The following is a 13,742-nucleotide window of genomic DNA, read 5'->3' as shown; positions in this document are numbered from 1 at the left end:
TACCTTACTTCTTCTTAGCTTCTTTAGTACGCACATTTTCATCTGCGTAACGAATACCTTTACCTTTATAAGGCTCAGGCGCGCGGTAAGAACGAATGTCAGCCGCAACTTGACCAACTTCTTGCTTATCACAACCAGTTAGGACAATTTCAGTTTGGCTTGGACATTCGGCTTTAACACCCGCTGGCAACTCGTGCTCAACTGGGTGAGAGAAGCCTAGAGTTAGACCTACAGCGTTGCCTTTCATAGCAGCACGGTAACCTACACCCTTAAGAACGAGCTTCTTAGTAAAGCCTTCAGTAACACCAACAACCATATTGTTCACTAGAGCACGAGCAGTACCTGCTTGAGCCCAAGCGTTTGCGATTCCCTCACGAGGACCGAACGTTAGGTTGTTTTCTTCCTGTGCGATCACGACGCCAGTATGAACTACACGAGATAGTTCACCTTTAGGACCTTTAACCGTGATCTCTTGGCCGTTTAGTTTCACCTCTACGCCAGCTGGAATAGCGACAGGTGCTTTAGCAACACGAGACATGTTCTACTCCTATTTATTAAGCTACGTAGCAAATGATTTCACCGCCAAGACCTGCTTTACGTGCAGCGCGGTCTGACATGAGACCCTTGGAAGTGGAAACAACAGCAACACCAAGACCGCCCATCACTGATGGTAGTTCGTCTTTCTTCTTATAAACACGAAGACCTGGACGAGACACGCGCTTGATTTGCTCGATTACTGGTTTAGCTTGGAAGTACTTAAGAGTAACTTCTAGCTCAGGTTTTGCTTCGCCTTCAACAGCGAAGTCTGCGATATAACCTTCAGCTTTAAGTAGTGCAGCAATTGCAACTTTAAGCTTTGAAGAAGGCATTTTAACAGCAACTTTGTTTGCTGCCTGACCGTTACGAATACGGGTCAGCATATCCGAAATCGGATCTTGCATGCTCATAAACTTTACTCCAAATGATTAAGTGGCAATTACCAGCTGGCCTTACGAAGTCCAGGAATCTCGCCTTTCATGCAAGCTTCACGAACTTTAATACGGCTCAGACCGAATTTACGTAGGAAACCGTGTGGACGACCAGTTTGGTTGCAACGGTTGCGCTTACGTGATGCACTCGAATCACGTGGAAGTGATTGCAGTTTAAGAACTGCATTCCAACGATCTTCTTCAGATGCGTTTACATCGCTGATGATAGCTTTAAGTGTTGCACGCTTTTCTGCGTACTGAACTACTAGCTTGGCACGTTTTACTTCACGTGCTTTCATTGATTGTTTAGCCATAACAGTAACCCTTCACCTTACTTACGGAATGGGAAGTTAAAGGCAGCCAGCAGAGCACGGCCTTCCTCATCGGTACCAGCAGACGTCGTGATAGTGATATCAAGACCGCGTACACGATCGACTTTATCGTAGTCGATTTCCGGAAAGATGATTTGCTCGCGAACGCCCATGCTGTAGTTACCGCGTCCGTCAAAAGACTTAGCGCTAACACCACGGAAATCTCGTACACGTGGTAGAGCGATAAAAATCAAACGCTCTAAGAAATCCCACATGCGCTCGCCACGCAAGGTTACTTTACAACCAATTGGGTAGCCTTCACGGATTTTGAAACCAGCTACAGATTTGCGAGCTTTAGTGATAAGTGGCTTTTGACCAGAGATGGTCGCCATATCAGAAGCTGCGTTTTCTAGTAGTTTCTTATCGTTGATTGCTTCACCAACGCCCATATTGAGGGTGATTTTCTCAATTCTAGGGACTTGCATGACGCTTGTGTAACCGAACTGTTTGGCCAGCTCAGCGACTACAGACGACTTGTAGTAATCATGCAGTTTCGCCATAGTAGAACTCCAAATTACTCTATTAGTTAGAAACGATTTCGTTGTTAGACTTAAAGAAACGAACTTTCTTACCATCTTCGAAACGGAAACCGATACGGTCCGCTTTACCGGTTGCTGCATTAAAGATCGCAATGTTAGATGCATCAATCGCTGCTTCTTGCTCTACGATACCACCTTGGATACCAAGCGCAGGAACTGGCTTTTGATGTTTCTTAACTAGATTGATACCTTCAACGATAACTTTACCAGTTGTTAGAACCTTAGTTACTTTACCTTTCTTGCCTTTGTCTTTCCCAGCAAGAACGATCACTTCGTCATTACGACGGATTTTAGCTGCCATTTTTTGCCGCTCCTTACAGAACTTCAGGTGCTAGTGACACAATCTTCATGAATTTCGCGTTACGAAGCTCACGAGTCACTGGACCAAAGATACGTGTACCGATTGGTTGCTCGGTATTGTTGTTTAGCAATACGCAAGCATTACGGTCGAAGCGAATGACAGAACCGTCTGGACGACGTACGCCTTTACGGGTGCGAACTACCACCGCCTTCAATACATCACCTTTTTTCACTTTACCGCGAGGAATTGCTTCTTTCACAGTAACTTTGATGATGTCGCCAACATGGGCGTAACGACGGTGAGAGCCACCCAGAACCTTAATACACATTACGCTGCGAGCGCCTGAGTTATCAGCTGCGTCCAGCATACTTTGCATTTGGATCATGTTAGTGCTCCGCTAAATATTAAAAAAACTAGACCCATCTCGGGTCGGGCTGCCTCTTTAAAGGGACGCGAATTGTACCACCCTTTTTTGTGATTGGGTAGTCAAAAAACAAGCGGCCCCAAAAATAATCGGGGCCGCTGTATTCGCATTAAAAGCTCAATTAAATTTTCGCTTTTTCTACTACTTTTACCAAAGTCCAAGACTTAGTCTTAGACAATGGACGACACTCACGGATTTCAACGGTATCGCCTGCGCCACACTCGTTGTTTTCATCATGTGCGTGTACTTTAGTCGTGCGACGAACGAATTTACCGTAAATTGGGTGCTTCACGAAACGTTCGATAGCAACAACGATAGATTTGTCCATCTTGTCACTGATAACACGACCTTGTTGGGTACGAATTTTATCGCTCATTATGCGCCTGCCTTCTCAGTCAAAACAGTTTTCACACGTGCGATATCACGACGGACAGCTTTCAGAGTATGAGTTTGCTGAAGTTGACCAGTCGCTGCTTGCATGCGCAAGTTGAACTGCTCTTTCAATAAACCTAGTAGCTCTGCATTAAGCTCTTCAACGTTTTTCTCGCGTAGATCTTGTGCTTTCATCACATCACCTGCTTAGTTACAAATGTAGTCTTGAATGGCAGTTTACGTGCCGCTAGGCGGAACGCTTCACGAGCCAATTCTTCAGGTACACCATCAACTTCGTACATCACCTTGCCAGGTTGGATTTGGGCTACCCAGTACTCAACGTTACCTTTACCCTTACCTTGACGAACTTCAAGTGGTTTTTCTGTGATTGGTTTGTCTGGGAAAACACGGATCCAGATTTTACCTTGACGCTTAATGTGACGTGTCATAGCACGACGTGCCGCTTCGATTTGACGAGCAGTTAGACGACCACGGCCTACAGCTTTCAAACCAAAGGTGCCGAAGCTTACTTCAGTACCTTTTGCTAGACCACGGTTACGACCTGTATGAACCTTACGGAACTTGGTACGTTTAGGTTGTAGCATCTGTCGACTCCTTACTTACGGCCTTTGCGCTGCTTCTTAGGCTTGTCAGCCTTTGGCTCTACTGCGTTAGCAGCTGGCATACCGCCTAGGATTTCACCTTTGAAGATCCAGACTTTAACACCAATCACACCATAGGTAGTGTGAGCCGAAGAAGTTGCGTAATCAATGTCAGCACGTAGAGTGTGTAGAGGCACACGGCCTTCACGATACCACTCAGAACGTGCAATTTCAGCGCCGCCTAAACGGCCACTTACTTCCACTTTGATACCTTTAGCGCCTAGACGCATAGCGTTTTGTACCGCGCGCTTCATAGCACGACGGAACATAACACGACGCTCTAGTTGAGACGCGATGCTATCAGCCACTAGCTGACCGTCTAGCTCAGGTTTACGTACCTCAGAAATATTAATCTGAGCTGGTACACCTGCAATCTTCGCTACTGCTGCGCGTAGCTTCTCAACGTCTTCACCTTTCTTACCGATAACAACGCCTGGGCGAGCAGTGTGAATAGTCACACGGATGCTCTTAGCAGGACGCTCGATAACGATGCGTGATAGAGACGCTTTTGCCAATTCCTTAGTGAGGTATTGACGTACCTTGAAGTCGCCGTCTAGGTTGTCAGCGAAATCTTTGGTATTAGCAAACCATGTAGCATTCCAAGGCTTAACGATGCCTAGACGAATACCATTAGGATGTACTTTCTGACCCATTGCTTACTCTCCTAGTCTTTTAGCGGTCTGCGACAACAATAGTGATGTGGCTTGAACGCTTCAAGATACGATCCGCACGACCTTTTGCACGAGGCATAATACGCTTCATGGTTGGGCCCTCATCTACGAAGATTTTAGCGACACGTAGGTCGTCAATGTCAGCACCTTCGTTGTGCTCCGCGTTAGCGATTGCTGACTCTAGAACTTTCTTAATAAGTTCAGCCGCTTTTTTGTTGCTGAACGTTAACGTTTCTAGAGCTTGGTCAACTGACTTACCACGAATTTGATCTGCAACTAAGCGAGCTTTCTGAGGCGAAATGCGAGCAAAGTTATGTTTAGCGAATGCTTCCATCATCTACTCCTTAACGCTTCTTAGCTTTCTTATCCGCAGCATGGCCGCGGTAAGTGCGAGTTGGGGCAAATTCACCCAGTTTGTGACCGATCATCTCGTCAGTTACAAAAACTGGAACGTGTTGACGACCATTATGGACAGCGATGGTCAAACCGATCATTGTTGGAATGATCATTGAACGACGGGACCAAGTCTTAATAGGCTTTTTGTCTCCGCTTTCCACCGCTTTCTCTACCTTCTTCAGCAAGTGTAGGTCAATAAATGGACCTTTCTTGAGAGAACGTGGCATGGCGATTCCTCTTTAAATAGATTACTTATTACGACGACGTACGATGTACTTGTCAGTGCGTTTGTTGCTACGAGTTTTGTAGCCTTTCGTTGGTACGCCCCATGGAGATACAGGATGACGACCACCAGAAGTACGGCCTTCACCACCACCATGTGGGTGATCAACAGGGTTCATTACCACACCACGTACGGTTGGACGTACGCCGCGCCAGCGTGAAGCACCCGCTTTACCAAGCTCACGTAGCATGTGCTCAGAGTTACCAACTTCACCGATTGTTGCACGGCCTTCAGAAAGTACTTTGCGCATTTCGCCAGAACGTAGACGGATAGTAACGTATGCACCGTCGCGAGCGACAAGTTGAGCATACGCACCCGCAGAACGAGCTAGCTGTGCACCTTTACCCGGAGTTAACTCAACGTTATGAATCGTTGAACCAACAGGGATGTTGCGCAATGGCAGGGTGTTACCTGCTTTGATTGGCGCATCAACACCAGACTGGATAGTATCACCAGCTTGGAGGCCTTTAGGTGCAATAATGTAACGACGTTCACCATCTGCGTATAATACGAGAGCGATGTTTGCGCTACGGTTTGGATCGTATTCTAGACGTTCAACTTTCGCTGGGATACCGTCTTTAGTACGTTTGAAGTCAATCAAACGATAGTGTTGTTTATGACCACCACCGATATGACGTACTGTGATACGACCGTTGTTGTTACGACCACCATTCTTAGAGTTTTTCTCTAGAAGAGGTGCGTATGGCTTACCCTTGTGGAGGTCAGCGTTAACAACTTTAACAACGTGACGACGACCAGGGGAAGTCGGCTTACATTTAACAATAGCCATTATTCAACTACTCCTGTTATTCCGCGCCGCCAACAAAGTCAAGATCTTGACCTTCTTTCAAAGTCACATACGCTTTTTTAACGTCGCTGCGGCGACCTTGGCGTAGACCTTGACGTTTGGTCTTACCCTTAAGAATAAGAGTATTTACAGACTTAACTTCAACTTCAAATAGCTTTTCTACAGCTGCTTTGATCTCTTTCTTAGTTGCATCTTTTGCTACTTTGAAAACGATCGTGTTCGCTTTTTCAGCAGCCATAGTGGCTTTTTCAGAGATGTGCGGTGCACGTAGAACTTTTAGTAGACGCTCTTCACGGATCATGCCAGCATCTCCTCAACTTGCTTAACTGCAGCAGCAGTCATTAGAACCTTGTCAAATGCGATTAGGCTCACTGGATCAATACCAGTTACGTCACGCACGTCAACTTTGTACAGGTTACGAGCAGCTAAGAATAGATTCTCGTCTACTTCGCCAGTCACGATAAGAACATCGTTCAGCTCAAGTTCTTTCAACTTAGCCGCTAGCTCTTTCGTTTTTGGTGCTTCAACCGAGAAGTTATCAACAACGATTAAACGCTCTTGACGAACTAACTCAGAAAGAATGCTTTTCATAGCGCCGCGGTACATTTTTTTGTTTACTTTAACGCTGTGATCTTGTGGTTTCGCAGCAAAAGTAACACCACCTGTACGCCAGATTGGGCTACGGATTGTACCAGCACGTGCACGGCCAGTACCTTTTTGACGCCATGGCTTAGCGCCACCGCCAGAAACTTCTGAACGTGTCTTTTGAGCACGAGTACCTTGACGAGCACCTGCTGCATACGCAACAACTACTTGATGTACAAGAGCTTCGTTGAACTCACGTCCGAAAGTAGTTTCGGAAACAGTTAGTGCGTTAGCACCTTTAACCATCAATTCCATTACTTACTCCTAGACGTTATGCTTTAATAGCTGGTTTGACGATCACGTTAGCGCCAGTTGCACCTGGGACTGCACCTTTAATAAGAAGCAGATTGCGCTCAGCGTCAACACGTACGATCTCTAGGTTTTGAGTCGTTACACGCTCAGCACCCATGTGACCTGCCATTTTTTTGCCTTTAAATACGCGACCTGGAGTTTGACATTGGCCAATTGAACCAGGAGCACGGTGAGACAAAGAGTTACCGTGAGTCATATCTTGAGTACGGAAGTTCCAGCGCTTAACAGCACCTTGGAAGCCTTTACCTTTCGATGTACCAGTAACGTCTACTTTCTTAATTTCGTTGAACAATTCAACAGTCAGTTCAGCACCAACTTCGAACTCTTCGCCGTTTTCTAAACGGAATTCCCAAAGACCGCGACCAGCTTCTACACCTGCTTTCGCAAAGTGACCAGCTTCTGGCTTAGTTACGCGGTTAGCTTTCTTAGTTCCAGCTGTTACTTGAATAGCAGCATAGCCGTCAGTCTCAAGAGTTTTCACTTGAGAAACACGGTTCGCTTCAACCTCAACAACAGTTACTGGGATAGAAACGCCTTCTTCAGTAAATACGCGGGTCATACCCACTTTACGTCCGACTAGACCAATCATTCTTCTAATCTCCCTTAACCTAGGCTGATTTGAACATCAACACCAGCAGCAAGATCAAGACGCATAAGTGCATCAACAGTCTTGTCAGTTGGTTCAACGATGTCGATCAGACGCTTGTGAGTACGAATTTCGTACTGGTCACGTGCATCTTTGTTTACGTGTGGAGAGATAAGAACAGTGAAACGCTCTTTACGAGTAGGCAGTGGAATTGGACCACGAACCTGTGCGCCGGTACGCTTAGCTGTTTCAACGATTTCCGCTGTAGAAGCATCGATTAGTTTGTAATCGAAAGCTTTAAGGCGGATACGGATGCGTTGGTTCTGCATGAGACAGAGCTCCAATAAGTAAAAATTACACAAACAATATCGCCATTCGAACCTGCCATGGCGGGTGAATGTCGATTGATTTATGTGAAACCGTAGTACCCCGATTGGGCACATTGTCAGCTAATTAAATTAACTAAAGCTAATCCTATTAACTGCGAACATAAGCTGAGTATACGTTACCTCACCTGTGTTGCCACAAGCTTGCTCCTCGCTGCTCATTGGTTCACAACTGGCTTAACCAGTGGGGGTGCATTATACAGATCACAGATTGACTTGCAAGGGGGTGTTGGAAAAATAAACGAATGAGGCGAGAAACAAGAAACCTAGGTCAGTAGACCTAGGTTTCTTAACGATGACATCAGCATAAACATTAAACGTTATTGCGTTGACGGACCGCTTCAAATAAGCAAATCCCGGTCGCGACTGAGACATTTAAACTGGAAACACTGCCTGCCATTGGGATTTTGATTAGATCATCACAAGTATCACGAGTTAAACGGCGCATACCATCGCCTTCAGCTCCCATGACAATCGCTAACGGACCAGTCAGCTTGCTATGATAAAGATCATGCGTCGCCTCGCCCGCTGTGCCAACAAACCAAACACCTTGCTCTTGTAGAGCACGCATCGTGCGCGCTAAGTTGGTCACACGCACTAAAGGAACGGTTTCTGCAGCACCACAAGCGACCTTACTTACCGTGGCCGTCATCGGTGCTGAACGATCTTTAGGGACAATCACCGCCGCCACACCAGCAGCATCTGCATTACGCAAACACGCCCCTAAGTTATGCGGATCGGTCACGCCATCCAGTACTAGCAGCAACGGTTGTTCATGCTGACTTAATATTGCGTCTAGATCATGTTCGTTTAACGCTTTAGCTGGCTTGACTTTGGCTATCAACCCTTGGTGATTAGCACCTTGAGCTTTGTCATCCAGTGCCTTACGCCCCATCTCCTGAATGGATAGCCCTAAACGCTGCAATTCATTCAATACCGGAAGTAGCCGATCATCTTGACGACCTTTCAAAACATACACTTCAATGATACGGGCTGGCTCACGCTGCATCACAGCGTTGACCGAATGAATGCCGTAAATCAGTTCATTACTCATTACTTACCTATTTCGTTTTTGTCCGGCTCTTTGCCGTTTTAGAACGAGATTTCGCTTTACTGGCTTTATCAGACTTAGCGCGTTTACTTTTCGCTGAATCTGCGCTCTCTGATTTATCTGGACGCTTGGTTGGCTCAACCATTGGAACGGCTTTTCCACCACGCGTGCCCGCTTTTTTACTCTTGGCTTTTGCTTGCGCTTCTACTGCCCGCTTTTTGGCCGTTTTACCTTCGCCGCGTAGCTTACGACTTGTTTCGACTAATTCAAAGTCAATTTGTCGATCATCCAGATTCACCGATAATACTTTCACTTTCACCGCATCACCTAAACGATAAATATTACCGAATGACTCACCAATCAAACGTTGACCGATAGGATCAAACTGATAATAGTCATTAGCCAAATTGGAGATGTGAACCAAACCATCGATATGTAATTCAGTGAGTCGAACAAAAAAACCAAATCCAGTCACATTGGCAATCACACCATCAAGCTCTTCACCGACATGATCTTGCATGTACTCGCACTTCAGCCAATCAGACACTTCTCGTGTTGCATCATCAGCACGGCGTTCGGTCATTGAACACTGTTGTCCATAAAAATCCATCTCTTCAAACGAGTAGTGATAGCCTCCGGTTGGTGTCCAGCGATCTTGGGTCTGATGTTGTTCTTTCGCTATCAAATATTTGATTGCACGGTGTAAAAGTAAATCTGGATAGCGACGGATTGGAGAAGTAAAGTGCGCATAACGTTTTAATGCTAGACCAAAGTGACCTGCGTTATGGGCGTTATAGACAGCCTGCTTCATTGAGCGCAGTAGCATGGTTTGAATCAGCTCTTTATCTGCACGCTCACCGATTTGTTTCATCAGATTGGCGTAATCGGTTGGCGATGGCTCAAGCCCACCACTCAAGTCGAGTCCTAGTTCGCCCAAGAAGTCTCTAAAGCCCATTAAACGTTCTTCACCTGGTGGCTCATGCACTCGGAACAGAGCGGCTTCCTTGGCTTTTTCGACTAGCGATGCTGAGGCAATATTGGCGAGGATCATACACTCTTCAATCAGCTTATGAGCATCGTTACGGATCACTGGCTCAATGCTTTCGATCTTACGCTGGGCATTAAAGATAAATTTGGTTTCTACCGTTTCAAATTCAATCGCACCACGTTGATCACGAGCCGTTTTCAGCACCTGATACATGTTATGTAACTGTTCAAGATGAGGCACGACCGCTTGGTAGCGCTCACGCAGTTCTTCATCACCCTGCAAAATATCGTTAACTTTGGTATAGGTTAGTCGAGCATGAGAACTCATCACCGCTTCATAATGCTGATAATCGATGAGTTTGCCGCCATCAGAGATCGTCATTTCACACACCATGCATAACCGATCGACTTGTGGGTTGAGCGAGCACAGTCCGTTAGATAAAACTTCCGGCAACATGGGGACCACTTGCGATGGGAAATACACGGAGTTACCACGATTGGTCGCCTCTTTATCCAAGGCGCTGCCAGGACGGACATAATAGCTCACGTCGGCGATGGCTACCCATAAACGCCAGCCCCCCTCTTTTCTAGCTTCACAATACACAGCATCATCAAAGTCACGGGCATCTTCCCCATCAATAGTCACCAAAGGCAATTGCCGTAAATCGACTCGACCTTGTTTGGCCTCTTCAGGGACTTCTTCTTTTAGTCCACTGACTTGCTTTAAGACTTCATCAGGCCATTCATGAGGAATTTGATGGGTGCGAATAGCGATTTGAGTCTCCATACCCGGTGCCATACTTTCACCCAGTACTTCTACAACCTTACCCATCATGCCTCGGGTACGAGTGCCACGATCGGTTACTTCAATCACCACCACATTACCCATCCGAGCGCCTTCGCGGTGTTCGGTTGGGATTAAAATATCTTTATGGATGCGCGAGTCATCCGGCACCACATACGAATAACCTTGTTCAAGGAAAAAACGCCCGACAATTTGTGCATTACGAGCTTCAAGGATACGAACCAAGCGCCCTTCTTTTCGGCCTCGTTTGTCGGTGCCAGTTGGCTGCACTAATACAAAGTCACCATGAATCAAGGTGCGCATTTGGTGGTGCGGCAGTAAAATATCGTTTTCTTTGTTTAGACCACCCTCTGGGCGAACCCAGCCATGGCCATCTTTATGACCAATAACATGGCCTTTAATCATTTCCAGTTTTTCTGGTAGGGCGTAACATTGACGACGCGTAAACACCAATTGACCATCTCGCTCCATCGCTCTGAGGCGGCGACGTAGACCTTCGTAATGATCCTCACCCGATAATTCAAGGGCGGCAAACAGATCGTTACGGTTCATGGGGACATTGGCTTTGGTTAGGAATTCTAAAATATATTCACGACTTGGGATCGGGTTATCGTAGTTATCGGCTTCGCGATCCGCAAACGGATCAGTATGGGTAGTATCAGACATAGGCAGACCTGCTTTTCTAGGAAGGTACATAAAGTATATCCTACTGTGTTCTTAAGCTTAATAGCTAATCCCAACCGGCAGAAGCGCAACAACTTTGTGTATTACGTGACCGGAATCAAGTTGTCACAATAAATAACGAAGAGTTGAATCGTGTGTATGATGACAGGATGTTGAGAGAAAGTGGTAAAGCGAGCGTTAAACGCTAAGTAGGAAATAATAAGATAGGATTGAGTATTAATAATATTCTATATCTATCACTTACTGCATGACAATCATCCAGCAAGCGACAGAATGATAGAGAAAAAAGCTAAGATAAACAAGCTTTATTTACCAGAAGCTGCCACGGCGCTTTGCTCGAGCAATGATATTTTCTGGCATCCTCATTTCTAATCCTTGTCGCAGCAAGGTAATTCGATTATGAGTTCGCTGATCGGCAGTCACGGAATTGTATAACCAACGATAGGCATCTTCATAATCTAACGGGCTACCATGATCGCGTAATAACAGCTCAGCAAGATGAATCCGAGCATTAAGATTGCCCATCGCCGCCGCTTCACGAAGATACGGAATGGCTCGCTCTCTATCTTGCTGGACTAACGTGCCTCGCGAATAATAACGACCAAGCTGTTCTAGGGCACTGGCTAATCCTTGATGGGCAGCATTTTCCATATAATATAAGCCCAGCTCAACATCTTGTTCAACGCAAACGCCCCACGCCAGCATATCACCATATAAAAACTCATACGCAGGCAGACTGATCCGAGTTGCACGAGCAACAATGTCCTCAACCAACTGGCAGCGATCGGCTTTCAGTCGCTCCAAGTGTTGGTTCTGTTCAATCAGTTTGATTAGCTCAGCTTCAGAATAAATCGGCACAGGCTCTTTAACATCCGCCACGTTGGCGTGACCGAAGGAAGAGTGAAATGCGAATAATATAGAAGCGGCTACCGTACGTAGCTTCATACTTGCACTCTTGGTTGAATCCGATAGCCATAATAGTATAGCGCGACAGCGCGCAAGGGCTCGGCTTGATTCTTGTATCGGCAGCCCTAGCATTCACTTTAGGATAAATTGCCTCTTTGCGGCAACTTTTTGCCACCAAGACTAAGAGTATGAAGAATGAGGCATAAAAAAAGCTGGCGAAGCGCCAGCTTTTTAAATAGAGAAATCGTCAAGCGAATCAAAAAATCACACGTTAAATGGGTGTACTTTGATGATCGTTTCGTTACGGTCTGGGCCCGTTGAAATAATATCAATTGGCACGCCCGTTAACTCTTCAATGCGTTTAATGTAATTAATCGCCGCTTGAGGTAATGATTCAATTGATGTCGCGCCAAAAGTATTTTCTGACCAACCTGGCATGGTTTCGTAAATAGGCGTCACCGCCTCGAAAGCATCTGCTGCCATTGGTGATACCTGTGCAACAGAACCATCCGGCATTTGATAACCCGTACAGATTTTTAGCTCTTCCAGTCCATCAAGTACATCTAACTTGGTTAAGCAAAAGCCAGTGACTGAGTTAATTTGAATCGCACGGCGCATAGCCACCGCATCAAACCAACCACAACGACGTTTACGGCCCGTCGTCGCGCCAAACTCATGACCTTTAGTACCTAAGTGGTTACCTACTTCATCATCCAATTCTGTTGGGAATGGGCCCGCACCAACACGAGTACAGTAGGCTTTTGCAATACCTAAGATATAACCTAGATGACGAGGACCAAAGCCTGAACCAGCAGCCACACCACCAGCGGTCGTGTTAGAAGACGTTACATAAGGATAAGTACCGTGGTCAATATCCAACAGCGTACCTTGTGCACCTTCAAACATGATCTTGTCGCCACGCTTGCGGGCTGCATCCAATTCATCCGTCACATCGATGACCATAGAGGTCAACAATTCAGCGTACCCTTGGACTTGAGCTAAGACGTCGTCATAGCTCACTGGATCTACTTTATAAAAATGCTCTAGCTGGAAGTTATGGAATTCCATGACTTCTTTAAGTTTTTCAGCAAAGGAAACCATGTTGAACAAATCGCCAACACGCAGACCACGACGCGCCACTTTATCTTCATAAGCAGGACCAATGCCGCGACCTGTGGTACCAATGGCTTTTTTGCCACGAGCCAGTTCACGCGCTTGATCAAGAGCGATATGATAAGGAAGAATCAAAGGACAAGCTTCAGAAATAAACAGACGCTCCTTAACAGGAATGCCACGCTCTTCAAGCGGTGTCATCTCTTTGATTAATGCATCGGGTGACAGAACCACGCCATTACCAATGATGCATTTTACGTTGTTGCGGAGAATACCGGACGGAATTAAGTGAAGAACGGTTTTTTCACCGTCGATGACTAGAGTATGTCCAGCGTTATGGCCACCTTGATAGCGAACCACATATTTGGCATCTTCTGTTAAAAGGTCAACTATCTTGCCTTTACCTTCGTCACCCCACTGGGTGCCTAGAACGACTACGTTATTTCCCATCTTTCCAAGTCTGATTGCTAGT

Annotated in this window: 21 protein-coding genes; all 21 read right to left on the bottom strand. The window is 46.1% G+C overall.

Going from position 1 to position 13,742, the window contains the following annotated elements:
• Window positions 1-4 precede the first annotated feature (4 nt).
• The gene (gene rplF, locus FKN88_RS12990; protein ID WP_004394537.1) at window positions 5-538 is read right to left on the bottom strand and encodes a 50S ribosomal protein L6; all 534 of its coding nucleotides are present in this window, start codon (window positions 536-538) and stop codon (window positions 5-7) included.
• Window positions 539-554: 16 nt separating this feature from the next.
• Window positions 555-947, bottom strand: coding sequence for a 30S ribosomal protein S8 (rpsH, locus tag FKN88_RS12985; protein WP_004394536.1), 393 nt, complete (start codon window positions 945-947; stop codon window positions 555-557).
• A 29-nt stretch (window positions 948-976) separates the two neighbouring features.
• Window positions 977-1,282 (bottom strand): 30S ribosomal protein S14, encoded by a 306-nt coding sequence (gene rpsN, locus FKN88_RS12980; protein WP_004394535.1) that lies wholly within the window; start codon window positions 1,280-1,282, stop codon window positions 977-979.
• A 17-nt stretch (window positions 1,283-1,299) separates the two neighbouring features.
• Window positions 1,300-1,839 (bottom strand): 50S ribosomal protein L5, encoded by a 540-nt coding sequence (gene rplE / locus FKN88_RS12975; protein WP_004394534.1) that lies wholly within the window; start codon window positions 1,837-1,839, stop codon window positions 1,300-1,302.
• Window positions 1,840-1,861: 22 nt separating this feature from the next.
• Window positions 1,862-2,179, bottom strand: coding sequence for a 50S ribosomal protein L24 (rplX, locus tag FKN88_RS12970; protein ID WP_004394533.1), 318 nt, complete (start codon window positions 2,177-2,179; stop codon window positions 1,862-1,864).
• A gap of 13 nt (window positions 2,180-2,192) precedes the next feature.
• Window positions 2,193-2,564 (bottom strand): 50S ribosomal protein L14, encoded by a 372-nt coding sequence (rplN, locus tag FKN88_RS12965; protein WP_004394532.1) that lies wholly within the window; start codon window positions 2,562-2,564, stop codon window positions 2,193-2,195.
• A 160-nt stretch (window positions 2,565-2,724) separates the two neighbouring features.
• Window positions 2,725-2,979, bottom strand: a complete 255-nt coding sequence (rpsQ, locus tag FKN88_RS12960; protein ID WP_072670433.1) for a 30S ribosomal protein S17 — start codon at window positions 2,977-2,979, stop codon at window positions 2,725-2,727.
• Window positions 2,979-3,170: a 50S ribosomal protein L29 gene (gene rpmC, locus FKN88_RS12955; RefSeq protein WP_072670434.1), complete on the bottom strand. Its 192-nt coding sequence runs from the start codon at window positions 3,168-3,170 to the stop codon at window positions 2,979-2,981. Before rpmC ends, rpsQ begins: the two co-directional genes overlap by 1 nt.
• Window positions 3,170-3,580, bottom strand: a complete 411-nt coding sequence (gene rplP, locus FKN88_RS12950; RefSeq protein ID WP_004394529.1) for a 50S ribosomal protein L16 — start codon at window positions 3,578-3,580, stop codon at window positions 3,170-3,172. The genes rpmC and rplP overlap by 1 nt, the downstream gene beginning before the upstream one ends.
• A gap of 11 nt (window positions 3,581-3,591) precedes the next feature.
• Window positions 3,592-4,290, bottom strand: a complete 699-nt coding sequence (rpsC, locus tag FKN88_RS12945; protein ID WP_004394527.1) for a 30S ribosomal protein S3 — start codon at window positions 4,288-4,290, stop codon at window positions 3,592-3,594.
• A gap of 19 nt (window positions 4,291-4,309) precedes the next feature.
• The gene (rplV, locus tag FKN88_RS12940) at window positions 4,310-4,642 is read right to left on the bottom strand and encodes a 50S ribosomal protein L22 (RefSeq protein ID WP_004394526.1); all 333 of its coding nucleotides are present in this window, start codon (window positions 4,640-4,642) and stop codon (window positions 4,310-4,312) included.
• A 10-nt stretch (window positions 4,643-4,652) separates the two neighbouring features.
• The gene (gene rpsS / locus FKN88_RS12935; protein WP_004394525.1) at window positions 4,653-4,931 is read right to left on the bottom strand and encodes a 30S ribosomal protein S19; all 279 of its coding nucleotides are present in this window, start codon (window positions 4,929-4,931) and stop codon (window positions 4,653-4,655) included.
• Window positions 4,932-4,952: 21 nt separating this feature from the next.
• A complete protein-coding gene (gene rplB / locus FKN88_RS12930) occupies window positions 4,953-5,777 on the bottom strand; it encodes a 50S ribosomal protein L2 (protein WP_004394524.1) in 825 nt (274 codons plus the stop codon).
• A gap of 16 nt (window positions 5,778-5,793) precedes the next feature.
• Window positions 5,794-6,096 carry a 50S ribosomal protein L23 gene (gene rplW, locus FKN88_RS12925; protein WP_004394523.1) on the bottom strand — a complete coding sequence of 101 codons (303 nt, stop codon included), beginning with the start codon at window positions 6,094-6,096 and terminating at the stop codon, window positions 5,794-5,796.
• Entirely contained in the window at window positions 6,093-6,695 is a 603-nt protein-coding gene (gene rplD, locus FKN88_RS12920; RefSeq protein ID WP_004394521.1) for a 50S ribosomal protein L4, read from the bottom strand. The genes rplW and rplD overlap by 4 nt, the downstream gene beginning before the upstream one ends.
• 16 nt (window positions 6,696-6,711) lie before the next feature.
• Window positions 6,712-7,341 (bottom strand): 50S ribosomal protein L3, encoded by a 630-nt coding sequence (gene rplC / locus FKN88_RS12915; RefSeq protein ID WP_004394520.1) that lies wholly within the window; start codon window positions 7,339-7,341, stop codon window positions 6,712-6,714.
• Between the two features lie 14 nt (window positions 7,342-7,355).
• The gene (gene rpsJ / locus FKN88_RS12910) at window positions 7,356-7,667 is read right to left on the bottom strand and encodes a 30S ribosomal protein S10 (RefSeq protein WP_001181007.1); all 312 of its coding nucleotides are present in this window, start codon (window positions 7,665-7,667) and stop codon (window positions 7,356-7,358) included.
• Window positions 7,668-8,037: 370 nt separating this feature from the next.
• Window positions 8,038-8,778, bottom strand: coding sequence for a 23S rRNA (guanosine(2251)-2'-O)-methyltransferase RlmB (gene rlmB / locus FKN88_RS12905; RefSeq protein ID WP_004394510.1), 741 nt, complete (start codon window positions 8,776-8,778; stop codon window positions 8,038-8,040).
• 7 nt (window positions 8,779-8,785) lie between these two features.
• Window positions 8,786-11,233, bottom strand: coding sequence for a ribonuclease R (rnr, locus tag FKN88_RS12900; protein WP_004394509.1), 2,448 nt, complete (start codon window positions 11,231-11,233; stop codon window positions 8,786-8,788).
• A gap of 327 nt (window positions 11,234-11,560) precedes the next feature.
• Window positions 11,561-12,196, bottom strand: coding sequence for a tetratricopeptide repeat protein (locus FKN88_RS12895; RefSeq protein ID WP_040903975.1), 636 nt, complete (start codon window positions 12,194-12,196; stop codon window positions 11,561-11,563).
• A 225-nt stretch (window positions 12,197-12,421) separates the two neighbouring features.
• Window positions 12,422-13,720 carry an adenylosuccinate synthase gene (locus FKN88_RS12890; protein ID WP_004394507.1) on the bottom strand — a complete coding sequence of 433 codons (1,299 nt, stop codon included), beginning with the start codon at window positions 13,718-13,720 and terminating at the stop codon, window positions 12,422-12,424.
• Between the last annotated feature and the right edge of the window lie 22 nt (window positions 13,721-13,742).

The organism is Vibrio sp. 2017_1457_13 (genome assembly GCF_030851525.1).
Lineage (GTDB): Bacteria > Pseudomonadota > Gammaproteobacteria > Enterobacterales > Vibrionaceae > Vibrio > Vibrio metschnikovii.
The sequence above is the reverse complement of the archived record's forward strand: the minus strand, read 5'-3'. Positions and strand labels throughout refer to the sequence as shown.

Bases quoted from the DNA above. Each gene is read 5' to 3' on its own strand.
- rplF (WP_004394537.1), bottom strand. From the start codon at position 538: ATGTCTCGTGTTGCTAAAGCACCTGTCGCTATTCCAGCTGGCGTAGAG.
- rpsH (WP_004394536.1), bottom strand. From the start codon at position 947: ATGAGCATGCAAGATCCGATTTCGGATATGCTGACCCGTATTCGTAAC.
- rpsN (WP_004394535.1), bottom strand. From the start codon at position 1,282: ATGGCTAAACAATCAATGAAAGCACGTGAAGTAAAACGTGCCAAGCTA.
- rplE (WP_004394534.1), bottom strand. From the start codon at position 1,839: ATGGCGAAACTGCATGATTACTACAAGTCGTCTGTAGTCGCTGAGCTG.
- rplX (WP_004394533.1), bottom strand. From the start codon at position 2,179: ATGGCAGCTAAAATCCGTCGTAATGACGAAGTGATCGTTCTTGCTGGG.
- rplN (WP_004394532.1), bottom strand. From the start codon at position 2,564: ATGATCCAAATGCAAAGTATGCTGGACGCAGCTGATAACTCAGGCGCT.
- rpsQ (WP_072670433.1), bottom strand. From the start codon at position 2,979: ATGAGCGATAAAATTCGTACCCAACAAGGTCGTGTTATCAGTGACAAG.
- rpmC (WP_072670434.1), bottom strand. From the start codon at position 3,170: ATGAAAGCACAAGATCTACGCGAGAAAAACGTTGAAGAGCTTAATGCA.
- rplP (WP_004394529.1), bottom strand. From the start codon at position 3,580: ATGCTACAACCTAAACGTACCAAGTTCCGTAAGGTTCATACAGGTCGT.
- rpsC (WP_004394527.1), bottom strand. From the start codon at position 4,290: ATGGGTCAGAAAGTACATCCTAATGGTATTCGTCTAGGCATCGTTAAG.
- rplV (WP_004394526.1), bottom strand. From the start codon at position 4,642: ATGGAAGCATTCGCTAAACATAACTTTGCTCGCATTTCGCCTCAGAAA.
- rpsS (WP_004394525.1), bottom strand. From the start codon at position 4,931: ATGCCACGTTCTCTCAAGAAAGGTCCATTTATTGACCTACACTTGCTG.
- rplB (WP_004394524.1), bottom strand. From the start codon at position 5,777: ATGGCTATTGTTAAATGTAAGCCGACTTCCCCTGGTCGTCGTCACGTT.
- rplW (WP_004394523.1), bottom strand. From the start codon at position 6,096: ATGATCCGTGAAGAGCGTCTACTAAAAGTTCTACGTGCACCGCACATC.
- rplD (WP_004394521.1), bottom strand. From the start codon at position 6,695: ATGGAATTGATGGTTAAAGGTGCTAACGCACTAACTGTTTCCGAAACT.
- rplC (WP_004394520.1), bottom strand. From the start codon at position 7,341: ATGATTGGTCTAGTCGGACGTAAAGTGGGTATGACCCGCGTATTTACT.
- rpsJ (WP_001181007.1), bottom strand. From the start codon at position 7,667: ATGCAGAACCAACGCATCCGTATCCGCCTTAAAGCTTTCGATTACAAA.
- rlmB (WP_004394510.1), bottom strand. From the start codon at position 8,778: ATGAGTAATGAACTGATTTACGGCATTCATTCGGTCAACGCTGTGATG.
- rnr (WP_004394509.1), bottom strand. From the start codon at position 11,233: ATGTCTGATACTACCCATACTGATCCGTTTGCGGATCGCGAAGCCGAT.
- FKN88_RS12895 (WP_040903975.1), bottom strand. From the start codon at position 12,196: ATGAAGCTACGTACGGTAGCCGCTTCTATATTATTCGCATTTCACTCT.
- FKN88_RS12890 (WP_004394507.1), bottom strand. From the start codon at position 13,720: ATGGGAAATAACGTAGTCGTTCTAGGCACCCAGTGGGGTGACGAAGGT.